The sequence below is a fragment of the Micrococcus sp. KBS0714 genome (assembly GCF_002008305.4).
GTDB lineage: Bacteria > Actinomycetota > Actinomycetes > Actinomycetales > Micrococcaceae > Micrococcus > Micrococcus luteus.
On the sequence record NZ_CP042169.1, the window covers coordinates 973,670 to 990,930 of the forward strand.

The 17,261-nt window shown below is 74.0% G+C and carries 11 protein-coding genes and 1 pseudogene; 7 read left to right on the forward strand and 5 right to left on the reverse strand.

Annotated features, from left to right (window positions below):
• Genes B1A86_RS04450 through B1A86_RS04465 form a run of 4 tightly spaced genes read right to left on the reverse strand, consistent with a single transcriptional unit; the run spans position 1 to position 6,159 of the window.
• The gene (locus B1A86_RS04450; protein ID WP_078026059.1) at positions 1 to 2,586 is read right to left on the reverse strand and encodes a glycosyltransferase; all 2,586 of its coding nucleotides are present in this window, start codon (positions 2,584 to 2,586) and stop codon (positions 1 to 3) included.
• A gap of 20 nt (positions 2,587 to 2,606) precedes the next feature.
• Positions 2,607 to 4,403, reverse strand: coding sequence for a hypothetical protein (locus tag B1A86_RS11835; protein WP_305847235.1), 1,797 nt, complete (start codon positions 4,401 to 4,403; stop codon positions 2,607 to 2,609).
• Entirely contained in the window at positions 4,400 to 5,275 is an 876-nt protein-coding gene (locus B1A86_RS04460; RefSeq protein ID WP_078026060.1) for an ABC transporter ATP-binding protein, read from the reverse strand. Before B1A86_RS04460 ends, B1A86_RS11835 begins: the two co-directional genes overlap by 4 nt.
• On the reverse strand, positions 5,272 to 6,159 hold the full coding sequence (locus tag B1A86_RS04465) for an ABC transporter permease (protein WP_078026108.1): 888 nt from the start codon (positions 6,157 to 6,159) through the stop codon (positions 5,272 to 5,274). The genes B1A86_RS04460 and B1A86_RS04465 overlap by 4 nt, the downstream gene beginning before the upstream one ends.
• A 177-nt stretch (positions 6,160 to 6,336) precedes the next feature.
• Between B1A86_RS04465 and wecB the strand changes: the two genes are divergently transcribed.
• From wecB to B1A86_RS04480, 3 genes and pseudogenes are all read left to right on the forward strand, one after another.
• On the forward strand, positions 6,337 to 7,491 hold the full coding sequence (gene wecB / locus B1A86_RS04470) for a non-hydrolyzing UDP-N-acetylglucosamine 2-epimerase (protein WP_036340092.1): 1,155 nt from the start codon (positions 6,337 to 6,339) through the stop codon (positions 7,489 to 7,491).
• A gap of 704 nt (positions 7,492 to 8,195) precedes the next feature.
• Positions 8,196 to 8,444: pseudogene (locus B1A86_RS11905) on the forward strand (asparagine synthase-related protein); the annotation flags it as partial.
• Between the two features lie 391 nt (positions 8,445 to 8,835).
• A complete protein-coding gene (locus B1A86_RS04480) occupies positions 8,836 to 9,291 on the forward strand; it encodes a hypothetical protein (RefSeq protein WP_036340098.1) in 456 nt (151 codons plus the stop codon).
• A 68-nt stretch (positions 9,292 to 9,359) separates the two neighbouring features.
• Here B1A86_RS04480 and B1A86_RS04485 read toward each other — a convergent pair whose 3' ends face one another.
• Positions 9,360 to 10,688, reverse strand: coding sequence for an MFS transporter (locus B1A86_RS04485; protein WP_036340101.1), 1,329 nt, complete (start codon positions 10,686 to 10,688; stop codon positions 9,360 to 9,362).
• A 51-nt stretch (positions 10,689 to 10,739) separates the two neighbouring features.
• Here B1A86_RS04485 and B1A86_RS04490 point away from each other — a divergent pair, with 51 nt between their 5' ends.
• From B1A86_RS04490 to ffh, 4 genes are all read left to right on the forward strand, one after another.
• Positions 10,740 to 12,746 carry an alginate lyase family protein gene (locus B1A86_RS04490; protein WP_036340103.1) on the forward strand — a complete coding sequence of 669 codons (2,007 nt, stop codon included), beginning with the start codon at positions 10,740 to 10,742 and terminating at the stop codon, positions 12,744 to 12,746.
• 64 nt (positions 12,747 to 12,810) lie between these two features.
• Positions 12,811 to 14,013, forward strand: a complete 1,203-nt coding sequence (gene ftsY / locus B1A86_RS04495) for a signal recognition particle-docking protein FtsY (RefSeq protein ID WP_036340106.1) — start codon at positions 12,811 to 12,813, stop codon at positions 14,011 to 14,013.
• A 234-nt stretch (positions 14,014 to 14,247) separates the two neighbouring features.
• A complete protein-coding gene (locus B1A86_RS04500; RefSeq protein ID WP_036340110.1) occupies positions 14,248 to 15,537 on the forward strand; it encodes an ammonium transporter in 1,290 nt (429 codons plus the stop codon).
• A 109-nt stretch (positions 15,538 to 15,646) separates the two neighbouring features.
• Positions 15,647 to 17,233 carry a signal recognition particle protein gene (ffh, locus tag B1A86_RS04505; RefSeq protein ID WP_036340112.1) on the forward strand — a complete coding sequence of 529 codons (1,587 nt, stop codon included), beginning with the start codon at positions 15,647 to 15,649 and terminating at the stop codon, positions 17,231 to 17,233.
• Positions 17,234 to 17,261 lie beyond the last annotated feature (28 nt).

Consider the following 17,261-nt stretch of genomic DNA (forward strand, 5'->3'; position numbering starts at 1 on the left):
TCACACCGCGGCGGGCCCGTCCGTCGTCTCCGCAGGGCTGAGCAGGGCCTGCAGCCTCACCAGCACGGCCTCGGGCGCGTGCAGCCGCGCGTGGTGCTCGCGCGCCCGCTCCCGCCGTTCCCCCGCGGCCGCCGACGTCTCCTCCAGCAGGCCCAGCACCGTGGCGAGGAGCGTGGCGTCGTCGGTCTCGGTCACCGGCGGGGCGCACTCGTCCGGTGCGGGAGTCACCGGCGGCCCGGCGACCACAGCGCTGCCTGCGGCCAGGGCCTGCAGGGCCGCGACCTCCAGGTCCTCCGTGTGCAGCGGCGCCACGACGACGTCGCCGTGGAACGCGTCGGGTCGACGGCGGAACCGGGGACCCGACGGGGCCTCGACCGGGATCCCGCGTGCGGCCAGTTCCGCGACCAGCTCGTCCACCGCCGCCGACTCGGCCGAGGTGCGGTCCCCGGGCAGGATGAGCACGCTGCGGGGTGCAGACGCGCCGTCACGACCGGGTCCCCGGTCCGTCGGCGTCGGGATCGGTGCCGGCAGCCACAGCACGCCCGGCGTCAGCAGCGCCTCCACGCGCCGGTGGGAGAGCACGGGGACTCCGGCGGCCAGGGCGGCCTGGAACGGGCGGCCCTGACGCCGGATGCGGCGGTCCAGCGCCGCCCGCGCGTCCGGGTCCAGCCCTCCCCAGGGGTGACCGGGGACGGCCGCCAATCTCCGCTCGACGCCGGCGAGGATCCGCTCGCCCGCCACGAGGGCGACCTGGCGTCCGCGAGCCCGGAGGGAGAGCAGTTCATGGACGGGGGACTGCTCGGCCCGGCCCCACAGCGGCCCCTCGCCCCCGATGAGGACCGTGCCGTGGGCACGGTCGTCCGTGACCCAGTCCTGCAGGACCCCCCAGACCGCCTCGGGGCCGCCCACGACGAGGCCGCGGCCCTCGGGGAAATCCCGTGGCGGCCGCAGCGTCACGGGGCCGGCGCCGGCGGGCCAGGCGTCCGCGAGGGGCCGGACCGTGGGCGGGTCGCCCACGACGAGGAGCCCACGGGGCTGGGGCTCGCGCGCGGGGTCCGGGGCGATCTCCACGGGCGGCGGCGCGGCGGGCGTGGGCACGAGACGTCGCCAGAGGCCGTGCAGCGCCCGCTCGGCGGCCTCCCACCCGTGGCGCGCGGCGATCTCCGGAGAGCGCGCGGCCGCGGTCAGCTCGGTCCGTCGCGCCAGGAGGTCGCGCACCGCCCGGGCGAGGTCTGCGGCGTCCCCGGGGGCGAACACGGTCCCCACCCCCTGCTCCCGGACGAAACGGGCCTGCTCGCGCAGGTCCGACACGGTCAGCGGCAGACCCGCCAGCAGGCATTCACGCAGCTTGGTGGGGACGGCGCTCTCGTGGGCCGGGGTGGGGAGCAGAGGGCTCACGCCCGCGGTGGCGGAGGAGACGTACCACGTCACCGAGGCCGAGGGCACGTAGTCGACGATGTGCATCCGGTCGGCGACGTCGAGCTGGGCCGCCCGGTCGCGCAGGCCCTGCCGGGCGTCGGGGTCGGGGGAGCCCACGAACGCGATGTGGACGCCGGGCAGCAGCGGCAGGGCGTCCACCAGCGTGCCCACGCCGCGGACCGCGGCCAGCTTGCCGAGGTAGACGAGCAGCGGGACGTCGTCGGACAGGCCCAGCTCGGTGCGCAGGGGCAGGCGCTCGGCCGGGCCCATCGGGAGCTGCGTGCCCCACGGCCCGTTGATCACCGTCACGGGGCGTTCCTGCAGGGCGTGGTACTCGCGCATCCGCTCGGCCAGTTCGTCCGTGACGGCGACGACGGCGTCGGCCTCGTGGATCAGCTCGGCCTCGGCCGCCTTCCACGCGATGCGCTGGTCCACGGGCCCGGGCATCATCTGGCCGGGCAGCCACTCGTGGGCGTCGTAGACCCACGGCACCGGCGGCAGGCCGCGCGCAGCGCGGTAGTGGTCGTAGGCGGCCGCGGCGGGCAGGGGATGGCGGTCATGCACGTGGACGAGGTCGGGCGCGAGGTCGATCAGGGCACGCAGGAAGCCGTCCTCGTAGTCCGCGATCAGGGGCCAGACTTCGCGCCAGGCGCCGGTCCGCCCGGCGGCGAAGTTCTTCAGCGCGCGCCGGCCCCGCATTGCTGCCGGGTCCCGGCGGCCCCGTGCCGGGCCGAGGCGGCCCAGGCGACGGGCGGCCCGGCCGAGTCGGCCGCGGGCCCGGTCGGGCAGGGCGTGGGGCGACAGCCCGCGCACCACGGCCTGGAGCAGGCCCGCCCCGACCTCGTGGGCGAGGTCCCAGGCGGTCATCGCCGCAGCCTCCTCGGGGTCCAGCACGGCGGACCAGTCCGTCACGTCCGGCCGGGCGGTCCCGTGCAGGGTCTGCCACGCCAGGTGCCGCCGGAACGTCACGGGCACGCGCAGGATGGGCACGGACCCGTACCGGCCGAGGTTGAACGTGGTGCGGTGCGAGACGCCCACCACGACGACCTCGTAGCCGGCGCGCACCGCAGAGACCGCGGCCTTCTCCACGCGAGAGTCTCCGACGACCTGGTTCCCCACCAGCATCGCCATCCGGGGTCGGCGGGGGGCGGGCGTGGCGACGGCCATGGGGCTCCTCCTCGGCGGGGTCAGGCGGCGGCGCCCCCCAGGATCCGACGGACCAGGGCAGGCACGACGTCCTCCTCAGCATAGGTGTGCGCCACGTCTCGCCGGGCCTGGGCCACGGCGGACCGCCAGGCCCGCGCGTCGGCCGTCGCCCGGCGAAGGGCCTCGGCCATGGTGGCCACGTCCGGGCTCAGCCACGCGGCGGGGTAGAGCAGGTCGGCGCCCGCCCACGCGAGCGCGGCCGGCAGACAGCCGTGCGCGGCGCCGTCGGGCAGCGTGAAGTGGAACGACTCGAAGTCCGAGACGGAGAGCGCGACGCCCACCCGGGCGTACCACGCGGGCATGTCCGGCCCGTGGGGGTCCCAGGTCACGGCTCCGGCGAGCACCGGGTCGGTCTCGATGCGGCGCAGCTGCGCCCGGTAGTAGGCCGCCGCGGCGGGGCGCTGCGCCATCCAGCCGACCTCCTCCGGGTGGTGGCCACGGATCCGGAGCGTGTAGCGGGGCTCGACCCGGCGGAGCGCCGCCAGCAGGTCGAGGGCGCGGTGCAGCCCCTTCCGCTCGGGCAGCACGCCGACCAGCCCGAGCACGAAGCGCCGGTCGTCGTCGCCGTCCGGGAGCGTGGGCGGCACGGCCACCGCGTTCGGCACCACCGAGGTCCGCGACGCCGGGAAACGGGTGTCCCGCAGCACCTGGGCGCGCACGTGCTCGGCCACGAACACCCACTCGTCCAGGGCGTCCTGCCGCACCCGGGACGGGAACGCCGTGCCCGCCTCCTGCAGGTGGAGCCTGCTGGTCAACCGCGTGGTGCGGTGCGGGGAGTCCAGGTGCCGGGAGTACCAGGCGAGATTGCCGAGGCTCCATTCGCAGTGCACCACGTCCGCCCACGCGGCCAGGGCGCGGCTGCGCTCGACGTCGTGGCGGGCGTGGCCGCGCCAGGCGTCCACGCGCACCTCGTGCCCGTCGGCGCGCAGCCGGTCCATCAGCGCGCCCGCGAACTTCAGGTCGTGGCCCGCGACGACGACGCGCCGCGGCTCTGCGGTCACCCGCACCCGGGGGGCCGGTGCGGCGGGTGGGCCGGCGGCCTCGGCGGGCGTGAGCGCGTCCAGTCGCGCCGCCCGGCCAGCGGCGGCCAGGCGCTCCCACGTCTCAGCTGCCCGGTCCGGTCCGATCACGGCGCGGCCCGCGCGTGCGGCCGCGCGGGCGAGCGGGGGGTCCAGCCGGGTTCCCTCCGGGGCGAGGACCGCGTCGACGAGCCCCAGTGCGGCCAGGACCCGCGCCCGGCCGGCCGCCGTCGCCGGGTCCGGGCACGCGACGACGAGCACCCCGGGGAGGCGGCCGCCGGCGGTGCGCAGGGCGGCGGTCAGGGCCCGGCGGGAGGCCGGGTCAGACATCAGCACCGTGTGCAGGCCGGGCGCGCCGGCGGGCATCTCCAGGTCCGCGCAGCGCCGGGCGGCCAGCTCGGCGGCCGCCTCGACGGACCAGCCGCGCGCGGCCGGCTCGTCCACCGGCAGGAGCAGGACGGCCGGCGCGGCGGCCGGCCGGGGCCCGAGGGGGGAGAACGCGTCGAGGGAGGGGACGCGCGCACCCGTCAGGGCGCGGCGCAGCACCGCCGCCGCCGGGAGCGGGAGCGCGGCCGACGCGTCCGGCACGTGCACGTCCGCCGCACGCCAGGTGCGCTCCGGGAGGGTGGCCAGGCCCCGGGCGCCGCGCGCCGCGCGGAGGGCCGAGGCGCCGGCGTCGCCGGCCGTGGCGGCCGCGCGCTCGCCCACGATGCGGGCCCGGCCCGCCCAGCGACGCAGCCGCGCCCCGGCCACGTTCACAGCGCGGTGATCCCGGTGGGCCGCTCGCCGCCGCTCCACGCGATGCGCTCCCGCACGAGCTCTGACTGCTTGCGCTCGAGGATTTCCTGGGCCTCCTCGGTCCGCCCCTGGGCCATGGCCCGGGCGTAGAGGTTGTAGCCGCGCGTCACGGCGCGAGGGCTGCCGTCCATCGTCAGGACGCCCCGCTCGATCCAGATCACGCGCTGGCACATCTCCTGGATGGTGCTGAGGGAGTGGCTGACCAGGAACACGCAGCCGGCCTGCTCGCGCAGCTCGTCGAGCCGCTGGCGCGTGCGCTCGCGGAACTGGGCGTCGCCCGTGTTGAGCGCCTCGTCGATCACGAGGATGTCCGGGTCCACCGAGGTGGCGATCGCGAACTGCAGGCGCGCGGCCATGCCCGAGGAGTACGCCTTGAGCGGCAGCTGGAGCGCGTGGTCGTCGAGACCGGACAGGGCGACGACGGCGTCCCGCTTGGCCTCCGCCTCCGCGCGGGACATCCCCATCGCCAGGCAGCCCAGACGGATGTTGTCCTCACCGGAGACCTGGCGCACGAGCGCGGCGTTGACGCCCAGCATCACGGGCGTGGAGGTCGCGTAGATGTGGCCGGTGGTCGGGCGCATCTGGCCGGTGATGAGCTTCATCAGGGTGGACTTGCCGGACCCGTTCGTGCCGATCACGCCCACGGACTCGCCGCGCCCCACCACGAACGACAGCGGCTGCAGCGCCTGGACCTCCGTGGTGCGAACGCCCCGGGCGGCGCGGACCCGACCCCGCAGGCCCCGGCGGGGCTGGACCGCTTCGGCCGAGAGGACGCGGTAGGTCATGGACGCCTCGTCGACGACGACGGAGGGGGTCAGCGGGTCCGCGCTCATCGTTCCTCCCCGTAGGTCTCCTCAGCGCGCCAGAACACCACGGTCCCCACCACGAGCAGGGCCGCCGTCCACGCCGCGAGGACGACCCACCGCATGGGGTCCGCGTCGGAGGCGTACAGCAGGGACTGTCGCGCGATGTCCAGGACGCAGAACAGCGGGTTCAGATGCATGGCGGTCATCATCGGCGGGAAGTCCGCGAAGCGGTCGGCGCTGAAGAACACGGCGGACACGTAGAGCCAGATCCGGGTGCCGAACGCGATGAGGTTGGACAGGTCGGACCAGCGGGCCACGTAGCGGGCCAGCAGGAGGGAGGCGCCGACGTTGAACAGCGTCTGCAGCGCCAGCAGCGGGATCAGCAGCAGCCAGCGCCACGTGATCTGCTCCATCGGCGGGATGGCCAGGACCAGCACCAGCATCACCACCAGCGTCGGGCCGAAGAGCATCAGCTCGCGGATGTTCGTCGCGATCGGCAGGGTGGCCCGCGGGAAGCGGAAGGCGCGGACGATGGAGAGGTTGGTCGAGATCGAACGCGACCCCGCCGTGATCGCGCTCGAGGTGTAGCGGAACAGGAACACGCCGATGATCAGGTAGCCGAGGAAGTTCGGCACTCCGCGGCCGGTGCCCAGCAGCAGCCCGAACACGAGGAAGTACGCCGCGCCGTCGAGGATCGGGTTGAGGACCATCCAGACGCGGCCGAGCGCGTTGACGGAGTTCGCCCCGGCGATCCGGGAGCGGGAGTCGAACAGGATGAACGAGCGGTACTCCCAGAGGGAGGCCAGGTAGCGCGCCAGGCCCGGACGGGCGCCCACTCGGCGCAGGGTGGCTCCGTCCACGGTCAGGACCGCGGTGCCGCTCGGGACGCGGGGGTCGCCGGTGTCTGACATGCCGTCGCGGCCTCTCTTCATGCAGGCGGGAAGGCGGGCCGGGGCGGCCCGCCGCGAGTCGCCACTCTAGCAACCGGCGGTGCGGCGGCGCCGTCAGTAGACTGGCGCCAGCTCGCGCCCGCGTCGAGCCTGATCGGGCCGCGGCCGCGGTCCGTCGTCCAGTCAAGAGGAGCAACTGTGCCCAAGGTCATGCCCATCTACGGAACCCGCCCGGAGGCCATCAAGGTGGCCCCCATCGTCAAGGCGCTGCAGGCCGACGAGCGGTTCGAGTGCGTGGTGACCGTCACGGGGCAGCACCGCGAGATGCTGGACCAGGTCAACGAGCTGTTCGGCATCGTCCCGGACCACGACCTGAACATCATCCAGCCGCGCCAGACCCTCAACGGCGTGTTCGCCCGCACCCTCGACGGGCTCGACGCCGTCCTCGAGCAGGAGCGGCCGGACGCCGTCGTCGTCCAGGGCGACACCACGACCTCGACGGCGGGCGCCGTCGCCGCCTTCAACCGCGGCATCCCCGTGGTCCACGCCGAGGCGGGCCTGCGCAGCTTCGACATCCTCTCCCCGTTCCCGGAGGAGGCCAACCGCAAGATCACCAGCCAGATCTCGGCGCTGCACCTGCCCCCGACCACCGTGAGCCGGGACAACCTGCTGCGTGAGGCCGTGGCCGCGGAGGATATCTACGTCACGGGCAACACCGTGATCGACGCGCTGCTGGAGGCCGTCGGCCACCAGGTGCCGTTCGAGGACGAGCGTCTGGCCGAGCTGGAGGCGTCCGGCCGTCGCGTCGTCCTGGTGACGACCCACCGGCGCGAGAACCAGGGCGACGCGATGCGCGGCGTCGGGCGCGCCCTGGCCCGCCTGGCCGCGGACCACCCGGAGGTCACCTTCGTGCTGCCGGCGCACCGCAACCCGGTGGTGCGCGAGGCCATCCTGCCGGAGATCGAGGGCCGCGAGAACGTGCTCGTGACCGAGCCCCTGGCCTACGGCGAGTTCACCCACCTGCTGTCCGTGGCCACTGTCGTGCTGACGGACTCCGGCGGCGTCCAGGAGGAGGCCCCGTCCCTGGGCAAGCCCGTCCTCGTGATGCGCGAGAACACCGAGCGTCCCGAGGCCGTGACCGCCGGCACCGTGCGTCTGATCGGCACGGACGAGGAGGTCGTGGTCACCGAGGTCACCCGCCTGCTGACGGATGAGGCCGCGTACACCGCGATGTCCCAGGCCGTGAACCCCTACGGCGACGGCCGCGCGGCGGAGCGCACGGTCTCGGCGATCGCCGAGCTGCTCGGCGTGGGCGAGCGGCTGCCGGCCTTCGACGGGGGGGATCCGGCGTGACCGAGTTCCTCCTCGCCGTCCCGCGTCGGCCCCGCCGGGGTCTCACCCTCGACCTCACCCGGAGCCGCCTGCGCGCGGTCGCTGACGGTTACGCACCGTTCGTGGGCCCGGCCCACGACCAGGAGCCTGTGATCGTGGAGCCCTCCGTCACGACCGTCGCCCTCGTGTTCCAGCGCACTGGTGGCCCCGCGCTTGCCGCTGCCGAGGGGGACCGGTGGGCCGTCACCGGCGGCCATCCCGTGTGGGATGAGCTGATCCGGAATGTCCGCCGGGTCGGCTCCCGTCTCGGGTACGACCGCCCTGTATGGGGTCAGTACGCGGCCGTGATGGTGGAACGCCACGTGGACCGGGTGACCGCGTGGGCCACCGTGCCCGCTTTCGACGGTCTCTACTGGGCGCAGGACTCGGAGCACGTGTACGTCTCCAACCGGCCGCTCCTGGTGGCGCTCGCCCTGGCCGCCGGACACCGGCCGGGCGTGCGCCGGGACGAGCGCTACTTGGCCCACTACCTGTACTCGGGGTACAGCTTCGAGGACGTCACCCCGTTCGAGGGCGTCGCGCGACTGCCGATCGACCGGTCGCTGGAGATCGTGGGGGGCGCCGCCTCTCTCGGGGAGGTCCCCCCGGGCCTGCGCTCGACGCTGACGGAGGACCACACGCCGGAGGAGGGGGCCGAGGCGGCGGCCGCCGCCCTCACCGCGGCCATGGATCGGGTCGAGGACGTGCTCGCCGGCCGCCCTGTGCAGCTGCGGCTCTCCGGCGGGAAGGACTCCCGCACCCTGCTCGCCCTGCTGAAGGGTCGCGACGTCGACGCACGGGCCGTCACCTTCGGTGAGGAGCACGAGCCCGACGCCGTGGTGGCGCGCATGATGACCGAGGCCCTCGGGATGCCGCACGAGGTCACGCAGCCGACCGTCCTGGACGGGGCGGGGCCACGCGAGCACATGCTCTCCACCCTCCGGCAGGCCGGCGGTCAGCCGCTCTCCGAGGCCCAGACGGCCCGCTACCGGGGACCCGACCCGGCCACGCCGGGGGAGGGCATCATGCTGGGGCAGTGGCCGCTGCTCAAGGGCGGCATGGCCCAGCGCCTCACCTACACGGGTTCGCAGGCGCTGCGCCGCATCAAGGCCCGCTCGGCCCCCGAGCTGCTCACGGAGCACCGCCGCCGTCCGGTGGAGTCCGCCCTCGAGCGGTGGTTCCACGAACTCCCCGCGCAGAGCCGGGAGGAGAAGCTCTACCTCTACGCCCGCCACTTCCGCCGGCCCCTACCTGCACGCACACATCGCTCACTACGGCCGGGACGCGACCATCGCCTACCCCCTCGGCGACGCGGAGGTCGGTGCCGTGGCGGACGCCCTCTCCTTGTCCGAGAAGGTGTCGCAGCGTGCGCTGTTCGGCGCCATGGCCCGGATCTGGCCCGAGGTCATGGCCGTCCCGCTGGGCAACAACTCCTGGGCCTTCGAGCACGACGGGCCCGACCCGGACTGGTCCGGCCCGCATCACGCAGCCCGCACCGCTCCGCTGCCGACGGTCGAGCCCGTCCCGCGCACCGGCCCGCGCCGCGTGGGCGAGTTCTCCGGCAGGACCCTCCTGGCCCTGTGCCGCGGCCTCATGGACAGTCCGCATCCGGACGTGCTCCAGGACCACCTGTCCGAGCCGATCCTCACCGCCGTCGTCGAGTCCGCCCTGCACGGCACGGTGAGCCCCCCGGAGGGCATGGAGCGGCGCGTCTTCGCCCGCCACCTGTGGCGCATCGCGCTCGCGGACCAGTGGTACGGCTGGGAGTGGATGCCGGCCTGAGCCCCCCGACGACGACGTCCCCGGACCTGCCAGGTCCGGGGACGTCGTCGTTCGGTGGACGCCGGCGCTCAGCCGAGCTCGCGTCCCTCCATCCGGCACGGGTCCACGTCCGGGTCGACCTTTGGCAGGGAACCGGTCCGCGGTCCGCCGGGGGCGACCGGCAGGTTGGTCTCCGGAGCCCGCGCCCAGGCGAGGGCGCCGACGGCGATCACCGCCCCCGTCACCACGAAGCCCCAGCCGTAGCCGGCCGCGTCCACCACGAGGCCCACGAGCAGCGGGCCGAGGATGGCCCCCAGGTCACCGGACATCTGCGCAGCGGACATCACCGGACCGGCCTTGCGGTCCTGGCCCACGAGGTCCGCGACGGCGGCCTGCTGCGGGGCGTTGAGGGTGCCGGTGCCGGCACCGGCCAGCGCGCAGGAGACGAGGAACAGCAGGGGCGACTCCAGCCAGCCGATCGCCCCGGTGAACACCGCCATCACGGCCAGTCCCACGAGGATCAGCGGCTTGCGCCCGTGGAGGTCGGAGAGCCGGGAGCTGGAGGCCACCGCGAGGACGTTGCCGGCCGCGAACACGGACAGCGCCAGTCCGGCCATGAGCTGGCGGTTCTCCTCGGTGATGCCCCATCCCAGGAGCGCCGTCCCGGTGAAGGCGCTCGCGGCGAACAGCGGCGTGATGGCGTTGCGCACCCCGAAGGTCGCCCACCCGTTGGCGAACATGGAGGTCAGGGCCGCGCGGTAGGAGCGGTGGCCCAGCGCCGCGCGCAGGGGCATGACGGGCCGGGTCTCCCCGCGGGCGCGGTCCTGCAGGCGGGTGTCCCGGAGCATGACGAACACGATCCCGGCGGCGATCACGAGCGAGGTCCCGTAGATCAGGAACGGCACCCGGAAGCCGAAGACGGCCAGCACGGAGCCGACGATCGGCCCCACGATGTTGCCGATCAGGAACGCCGAGGCGTAGGCGCCCGAGACCCGCCCGCGGATGGTCGGCGGGGACTTGCTGGCCAGGAACGCCATGGCGGACACCGTGAACAGCGTGGAGCCGACGCCGCCGAGCGCGCGGTACAGCAGCAGCTGCGTGTAGTCCTGGGCGAAGGCGATCAGGAACATCGAGGCGGCCACGATCAGCACGCCCGTCATGTACACCGGCGTCTCGCCGAGCCGGTTGGTGAGCCGGCCGGAGACGGGCGCGAACAGCAGGCGGGTGAGGCCGAACGCGGAGACCACGGCGGCGACGGCGGTGGCCGGGTTGGCGAAGTCGGACGCGAACATCTCCGCGTACTGCGGCAGCAGGGGCGCGATGATGCCGAAGCCGATCGCGATCACGAACGCCGCCGCGACCATCACCTTGATCTCGGTCGGCAGGGGCACGCGTGCGGCCGGAGGAGAGGAGGGCATGGCCGCCATCCTCCCACCTCACACGATCCACGGCAGGGGTAGGTTGGCGGCATGAGCCGTCCCCGTGGATTCCGTGTCCTCCCCCGTGCGCGTGCCCGGTCCGCGGCGCTCGCGGTCACCCTGGGCGCCGGTCTCGTGCTGACCGGCTGCACGGCTCCCGACGGGGTCGAGGAGCCGCGGGAGCCCCCCACGGTGACCGCGTCCCCGGCGCCGCCGTCGGCCGCGCCGACGGCCTCGGGGGCCGCGGCGCCGGCCGATCCCGCCTCGGCCTCGGCGAGCACCGCCGAGCTGGCCCGCGCCGAGCTCTACCCCTGCCAGGGCTACGGCCGGGTGCCCCGGCACAACACCGTGGAGTCCAACGCCCGGGACGTGTACGCCTGGCACGTCTTCGAGCCGGTGGCCGTGGGCGACGGGCACGGCGACGTCGACTGGGACGCGGACCCCTACGAGGACGAGGGGTGGCGCCTGTGGCTGGCCTCCCTGCGGTGGATCGGCCCCAGCATCGAGGCCGCCCGCGAGGGGGATGAGGAGGCCTTCGCGGTGGCCGAGCGACTCATCGCGGACTGGGCCGCCGACCATGAGCAGGGCTGGGCGGAGGACCACGACGACCTCGAGGCGAACACGCACCGGCTCAACGTGCTCCTCTGCTTCCGAAGCGTGGTCCTGCAGCGCGAGGGCGGGACGGTGCCGGAGGAGTACGCGTGGGTGGACGAGCTGATCGGCCGCCACGCGGACCAGAACATGGCCCGGTACTCGGCCCGGCACAACCACGGCTCCATGGAGAACCGGGGCCTGCTGGGGGCCGGCTGCGTCCTGGACCGTCCGAAGTGGATGCGGCACGCGATGCAGCGCGTGGAGGCGGATCTGCCGTACCAGATCGACGAAGAGGGTTTGAGTAACGAGGCGGCGCCCCACTACGCCCAGTTCAACTACACCCTGTTTCACGCGATCGACACGACGAGCACCGCCTGTGGAGTCCCGTCGGAGGCCTTCGAGGGCCGTGTCGAGGCCATGGGCGAGGCGCTGCCCCACATGGTGGACTCCACCGGCTCCTACTGGCAGTACGGGGACAGCGCCGAGTATCCGGTCAAGCCCTTCACCGGGATCAGCGAGGGTCTGCGCTACGCCGCGACCCAGGGCGCCGAGGGTGTCGCCCCCGCGGACCGTGTCCGCGCCTTCGAGAACGGCCCCGTGTTCGGGCGCTCCTCCTGGGGCACCCCCGAGGAGGGCTTCCGGCAGGCGGCGAGCTGGATGCTGCGCTCCGGCACGGGAACCGAGAAGAAGGCCCACCGGGGGGACCTGCTGCAGTTCCTGTACACCGCGCGTGGTCGTCAGGTCATCGAGGACGGCGGTCACCCCGGCATCGTGACGGACGACTGGCGGCCCTGGGGTCTCGGTCCCACCGCGCACAACGTGATCCACCTGCCCACCCTCGAAGAGTTCCCCGGGGACGGTGCGGCCGAGCGGACCTCGTTGACGGTGTCGCCGGACGGCTCGGCCGACGGCGCCTCGGCCCGACAGGCACTGACCGCGGGCGGGGAGCGGGGTCGGTCCGTGCTGGTGCTCACCGAGCCGGACGCCGCCGTGGTGGTGGACCGCACCCGGATCGAGGACGGGCGCGCCGGCCACGTGGTGGAGAGCCTGTGGAACCTGCCGACCGAGTTCACTGCGGAGCGGATCGCCCCCGACACGGTCCGCGCCGTCGAATCCGCCTCGGGTGAGGCCACGACTCTGGTCCAGGTCCGCCTGGACGGGGCGTCGGTGGGGGAGGACGACCTGGCGATCCACCGAGGCCGGATGGATCCGGAGGGCCACCTGCACCGCGGCTGGCACTATCCGGCGGAGCAGGTGCGGGAGGAGGCCACCCAGGTCGCCTTCCGTTCGGCCGGGCCCGAGGCCGGCCTGGTCTCGGTCTTGATCCCGGCCGGGTCCGAGGACGAGGTCGGCGTCGAGGTCGAACAGCACGACGACGGCACGCTCACCCTGGTGGTCCGCGGCGCCGAGGGCACGGCGCGAGTGGGGATCGACGCGGACGGGACGCCGACCCGGCTGCCGTGAGCCCCGGGCGCGGCCCGGGGGATCCCCGCGGGCCCGGTGAGAACCCGTGTGCGAGACTGGGCACGTGGAAATCGTGCTCATCATCTCAGTCGTCCTCGCCCTGCTGGTGGGCGGTCTCATCGTCGGCCTGCTGGACCGCCGGCCCGCCCCGCCGAAGGGCTCGTACCAGGGGGTGCGCGACGCGGACGACCCGCGCCCCGGGCCCCGCCACGCGGCGCCCGGCGGGTCCACCGCGGTCCTGGAGCGTCCCGACGCCGAGGAGGCGACGGTCGACGTCGCCGAGCCAGAGGTCGTCGAGGAGGTCGAGACCGCCCCCGCGGCCCCCGAGCTGGAGCGCCCCGAGGCCGCCGGCTCGCGTCTGTCCCGCCTGCGCGCCCGGCTGCTCAAGTCCAACAACGTGTTCGGCAAGGGCCTGCTGGCCCTGCTCTCCCAGGACCGCATCGACGAGGACGTCTGGGACGAGATCGAGGAGACCCTCCTCATGGCGGACCTCGGCACCGAGCCCACCATGGAGCTCGTCGACCGCCTCAAGGCCCGCGTCACCGTGGAGGGCACCCGCGACCCCGAGCAGGTCCGCGCGCTGCTGCGCGAGGAGCTCGTGGCCATGGTGGACCCGTCCATGGACCGCCGCCTCGCGGCCACCCGCCGGGACGGCCGCCCTGCCGTGACCCTCGTCGTGGGCGTCAACGGGGTCGGCAAGACCACCACCGTGGGCAAGCTCGCTCGCGTGCTCGTGGCCGAGGACCGCGACGTGGTCCTGGGCGCCGCGGACACCTTCCGTGCCGCCGCCGCCGAGCAGCTGGCCACGTGGGGCGCCCGCGTGGGCGTGCCCACGGTGCGCTCCGAGAAGGAGGGCGCCGACCCGGCCTCGGTGGCGTTCGAGGCCGTGGCCGAGGGCATCCGCGCGGAGGCCGACGTCGTGCTCGTGGACACCGCCGGCCGCCTGCAGAACAAGTCGAACCTCATGGACGAGCTGGGCAAGATCAAGCGCGTCATCGAGAAGCAGGCGGAGGTGGACGAGGTCCTGCTCGTCCTCGACGCCACCACGGGCCAGAACGGCCTGACCCAGGCCAAGGTGTTCGCCGAGGTCGTGGACGTCACCGGCATCGTGCTCACCAAGCTGGACGGCACCGCCAAGGGCGGCATCGTCGTCGCCATCCAGCGCCAGCTGGGGGTGCCGGTCAAGCTGATCGGCCTCGGCGAGGGCGCGGACGACCTCGCCCCCTTCACCGCCGAGGGCTTCGTGGACGCGCTGCTGGCCGACTGACCCGCCGCGCCGCGCACCGGGCCCCTTCCGACGTCGTCGGGAGGGGCCCGCTGCGTCCCCGGTCACCCCCGGCGGCGCGGCGCGTCACATTGCGTCCGATTCCGTGCGCGCCACCGTGCCGCGCCTCACGCTCCGCTACGCTCCTTGAGCAACGGTCCGATCCTGGACCGGGCGACGACGCCGGACGAACGGCGTCGACGCGGCGGGCGTCCGGCTCAGACCGAGGAGACGCCCATGAACGAGATGACCCTGGACGCCGGAACCGTGTGGATGGTGGTGAGCGCAGGCCTCGTCCTCTTGATGACACCGGGGCTCGCCCTGTTCTACGGCGGGATGACCCGCTCGAAGTCCGCGCTGAACATGATGATGATGTCCTTCGTCTCGATGGGCCTGGTCGGCGTCGTGTGGATCCTCTGGGTCTCCGGCATGACCGGCGGCGAGGGCTGGCTCGGCCTCGTCGGCAGCCCGCTGGCCGACCCCGGCCTCACCACCGCGATGGAGGAGGGCGGTCTGATCGCCGCCGGCTTCGGCGCCACCTTCGCCATCATCACGGTGGCCCTCATCTCGGGCGCGGTCGCGGACCGCGCCCGCTTCCTCACCTGGTGCGTGTTCGTGCCGGTGTGGGTGACCCTGGTCTACGCGCCGCTGGCCTACATGGTGTGGGGCGGCGGCCTGCTCGCCGAGGAGGGCGCCATCGGCTCGCGCCTCGGCGAGGCCCTGGACTTCGCCGGCGGCCTCGTGGTGCACATCAGCGCCGGCGTGGCGGCGCTCGTCCTGGCCCTGATGATGGGCAAGCGCAAGGGCTTCGGCGTGGACCCCGGCCACAAGCCGCACAACGTGCCCTTCACCATGCTGGGCGCCGCCCTGCTGTGGTTCGGCTGGTTCGGCTTCAACGGCGGCGCCGCCGGCGACACGGGCCAGCTCGGCCTGATCTGGATCAACACCCTGGCCGCCGCCGCGGCCGGCATGCTCGGCTGGGTCGTGGTGGAGTGGGTGCGCCGCGGCCGCCCGACCTCGATCGGCACCGCCTCCGGCATCGTGGCCGGCCTCGTCGGCATCACTCCGGCGTGCGCCTTCGTCAGCCCGCTCGGCGCCCTGGTGATCGGCGTGGCCTCCGGCGCGGCCAGCGCCCTGGCCGTGAACCTCAAGTACCGCCTCGGCTTCGACGACTCCCTCGACGTGGTGGGCGTGCACCTGACCGCCGGCATCCTGGGCACCGTGCTCATCGGCTTCTTCGCCCTGCCCTCCGAGGGCCCCGCGGGCCTGTTCTACGGCGGGGACGGCCGTCTGCTGCTGGCCCAGACGGTGGCCGTCGTCGTGGCCGTGGTGTTCACCGCGGTGCTCACCTTCCTCATCGCGCTCGTGCTCAAGGCCACCCTGGGCCTGCGCGTGAGCGAGGAGGACGAGGAGCGCGGCGTGGACCTCACCCTGCACGACGAGTCGGCCTACCACTACGACGTCGGCTTCGGCGGCGTCCCGGTCCCGGCCGACGCGCAGGCCCATCGGGGCGGCGCCGCCGGCTGACCCCTCCAGCCGGGTTGCTAGGCTTGACGGGCGCCGCGGTGGAAGCCGCGGCGCCCGCGACCGACCGCGTCCGGATCAGTCGACCCCGCTTCGAAGGATCACACCCGCCGTGTTCAACTCCCTGTCCGACCGCCTCACAGCCACCTTCCGCAGCCTCAAGGGCAAGGGGCGGCTGAGCGAGGCGGACATCGACGCCACCGCACGCGAGATCCGCCGCGCCCTCCTGGACGCCGACGTCGCCGTGCCCGTGGTCCGCCAGTTCATCGCGCAGATCAAGGAGCGCGCCCTCAGCGCCGAGGTCGCCCAGGCCCTGAACCCGGGCCAGCAGGTCGTGAAGATCGTCAACGAGGAGCTCGTGGGCATCCTCGGCGGCGAGACCCGGCGCATCCAGCACGCCAAGACGGGCACCACCGTCATCATGCTCGTGGGCCTGCAGGGCGCCGGCAAGACGACCCTCGCCGGCAAGCTCGCCCACCTGCTCAAGTCCCAGGGCCACACCCCGCTGCTCGTGGCCTGCGACCTCCAGCGCCCGAACGCCGTGAAGCAGCTGCAGGTCGGCGGCGAGCGCGCCGGCGTCCCGGTCTACGCGCCGCACCCCGGCGTCTCCTCCGAGTTCGAGGCCGCCACCGGCGACCCGGTGCAGGTGGCCCGCGACGGCGTCGCCGAGGCCAACACGAAGTACCACGACGTGGTCATCATCGACACCGCGGGCCGCCTCGGTGTGGACGCCGAGCTCATGCAGCAGGCCGCGGACATCCGCGCCGCCGTGGACCCGGACGAGGTGCTCTTCGTCATCGACGCGATGATCGGCCAGGACGCCGTGGCCACGGCCCAGGCGTTCAACGAGGGCGTCGGCTTCACCGGCGTCGTGCTCACCAAGCTCGACGGCGACGCGCGCGGCGGCGCCGCGCTGTCCGTCCGCCACGTGACCGGCAAGCCGATCATGTTCGCCTCCACGGGCGAGGGCCTGAAGGACTTCGAGGTCTTCCACCCGGACCGCATGGCATCGCGCATCCTCGACATGGGCGACGTGCTCTCCCTGATCGAGCAGGCCGAGCAGAACTGGGACCGCACCGAGGCCGAGAAGATGGCCCGCAAGTTCGCGGACCAGGAGGACTTCACCCTCGACGACTTCCTCGCCCAGATGCAGCAGCTCAAGAAGATGGGCTCGCTGAAGAAGATGCTCATGATGATGCCGGGCGCCCAGGGCATGCGGCAGCAGCTCGAGCAGTTCGACGAGTCGTCGATCGGCCGCGTCGAGGCGATTATCCACTCGATGACCCCGCACGAGCGCGTGGCCCCCAAGATCATCAACGGCTCCCGCCGTGCCCGCATCGCCCGCGGCTCGGGCGTGAGCGTGTCCGAGGTCAACGGCCTGCTCGAGCGCTTCGCCGAGGCACAGAAGATGATGAAGCGCATGGCCGCCGGCGGCGGCATCCCGGGCATGCCCGGCACGCCGGGCGGCGCCTCCCGCAAGGGCAAGGGGAAGGGCAAGAACGCCAAGCGCGATCGCGTGAAGTCCGGCAACCCGGCCAAGGCCGCGGCCGAGCGCAAGGCGATCGAGGAGCGGCGCGCCCGCGCCGCCCAGGCGCAGGCCGGGGCCGTGTTCGGCCGCGACGGCGCGGGGATGGACGGCTTCGACCCGTCCACCCTCAACCTGCCGGCGGGCTTCGAGAAGTACCTCAAGGACCGCTGAGTCGCCCGCTGCCCGGTCGCGGCGCGCC

Excerpts from the sequence above, each read along its gene's own strand:
- B1A86_RS04450 (WP_078026059.1), bottom strand. The coding sequence starts at position 2,586 with ATGGCCGTCGCCACGCCCGCCCCCCGCCGACCCCGGATGGCGATGCTG.
- B1A86_RS04460 (WP_078026060.1), bottom strand. The coding sequence starts at position 5,275 with ATGAGCGCGGACCCGCTGACCCCCTCCGTCGTCGTCGACGAGGCGTCC.
- B1A86_RS04465 (WP_078026108.1), bottom strand. The coding sequence starts at position 6,159 with ATGTCAGACACCGGCGACCCCCGCGTCCCGAGCGGCACCGCGGTCCTG.
- B1A86_RS04485 (WP_036340101.1), bottom strand. The coding sequence starts at position 10,688 with ATGCCCTCCTCTCCTCCGGCCGCACGCGTGCCCCTGCCGACCGAGATC.
- B1A86_RS04490 (WP_036340103.1), top strand. The coding sequence starts at position 10,740 with ATGAGCCGTCCCCGTGGATTCCGTGTCCTCCCCCGTGCGCGTGCCCGG.
- B1A86_RS04500 (WP_036340110.1), top strand. The coding sequence starts at position 14,248 with ATGAACGAGATGACCCTGGACGCCGGAACCGTGTGGATGGTGGTGAGC.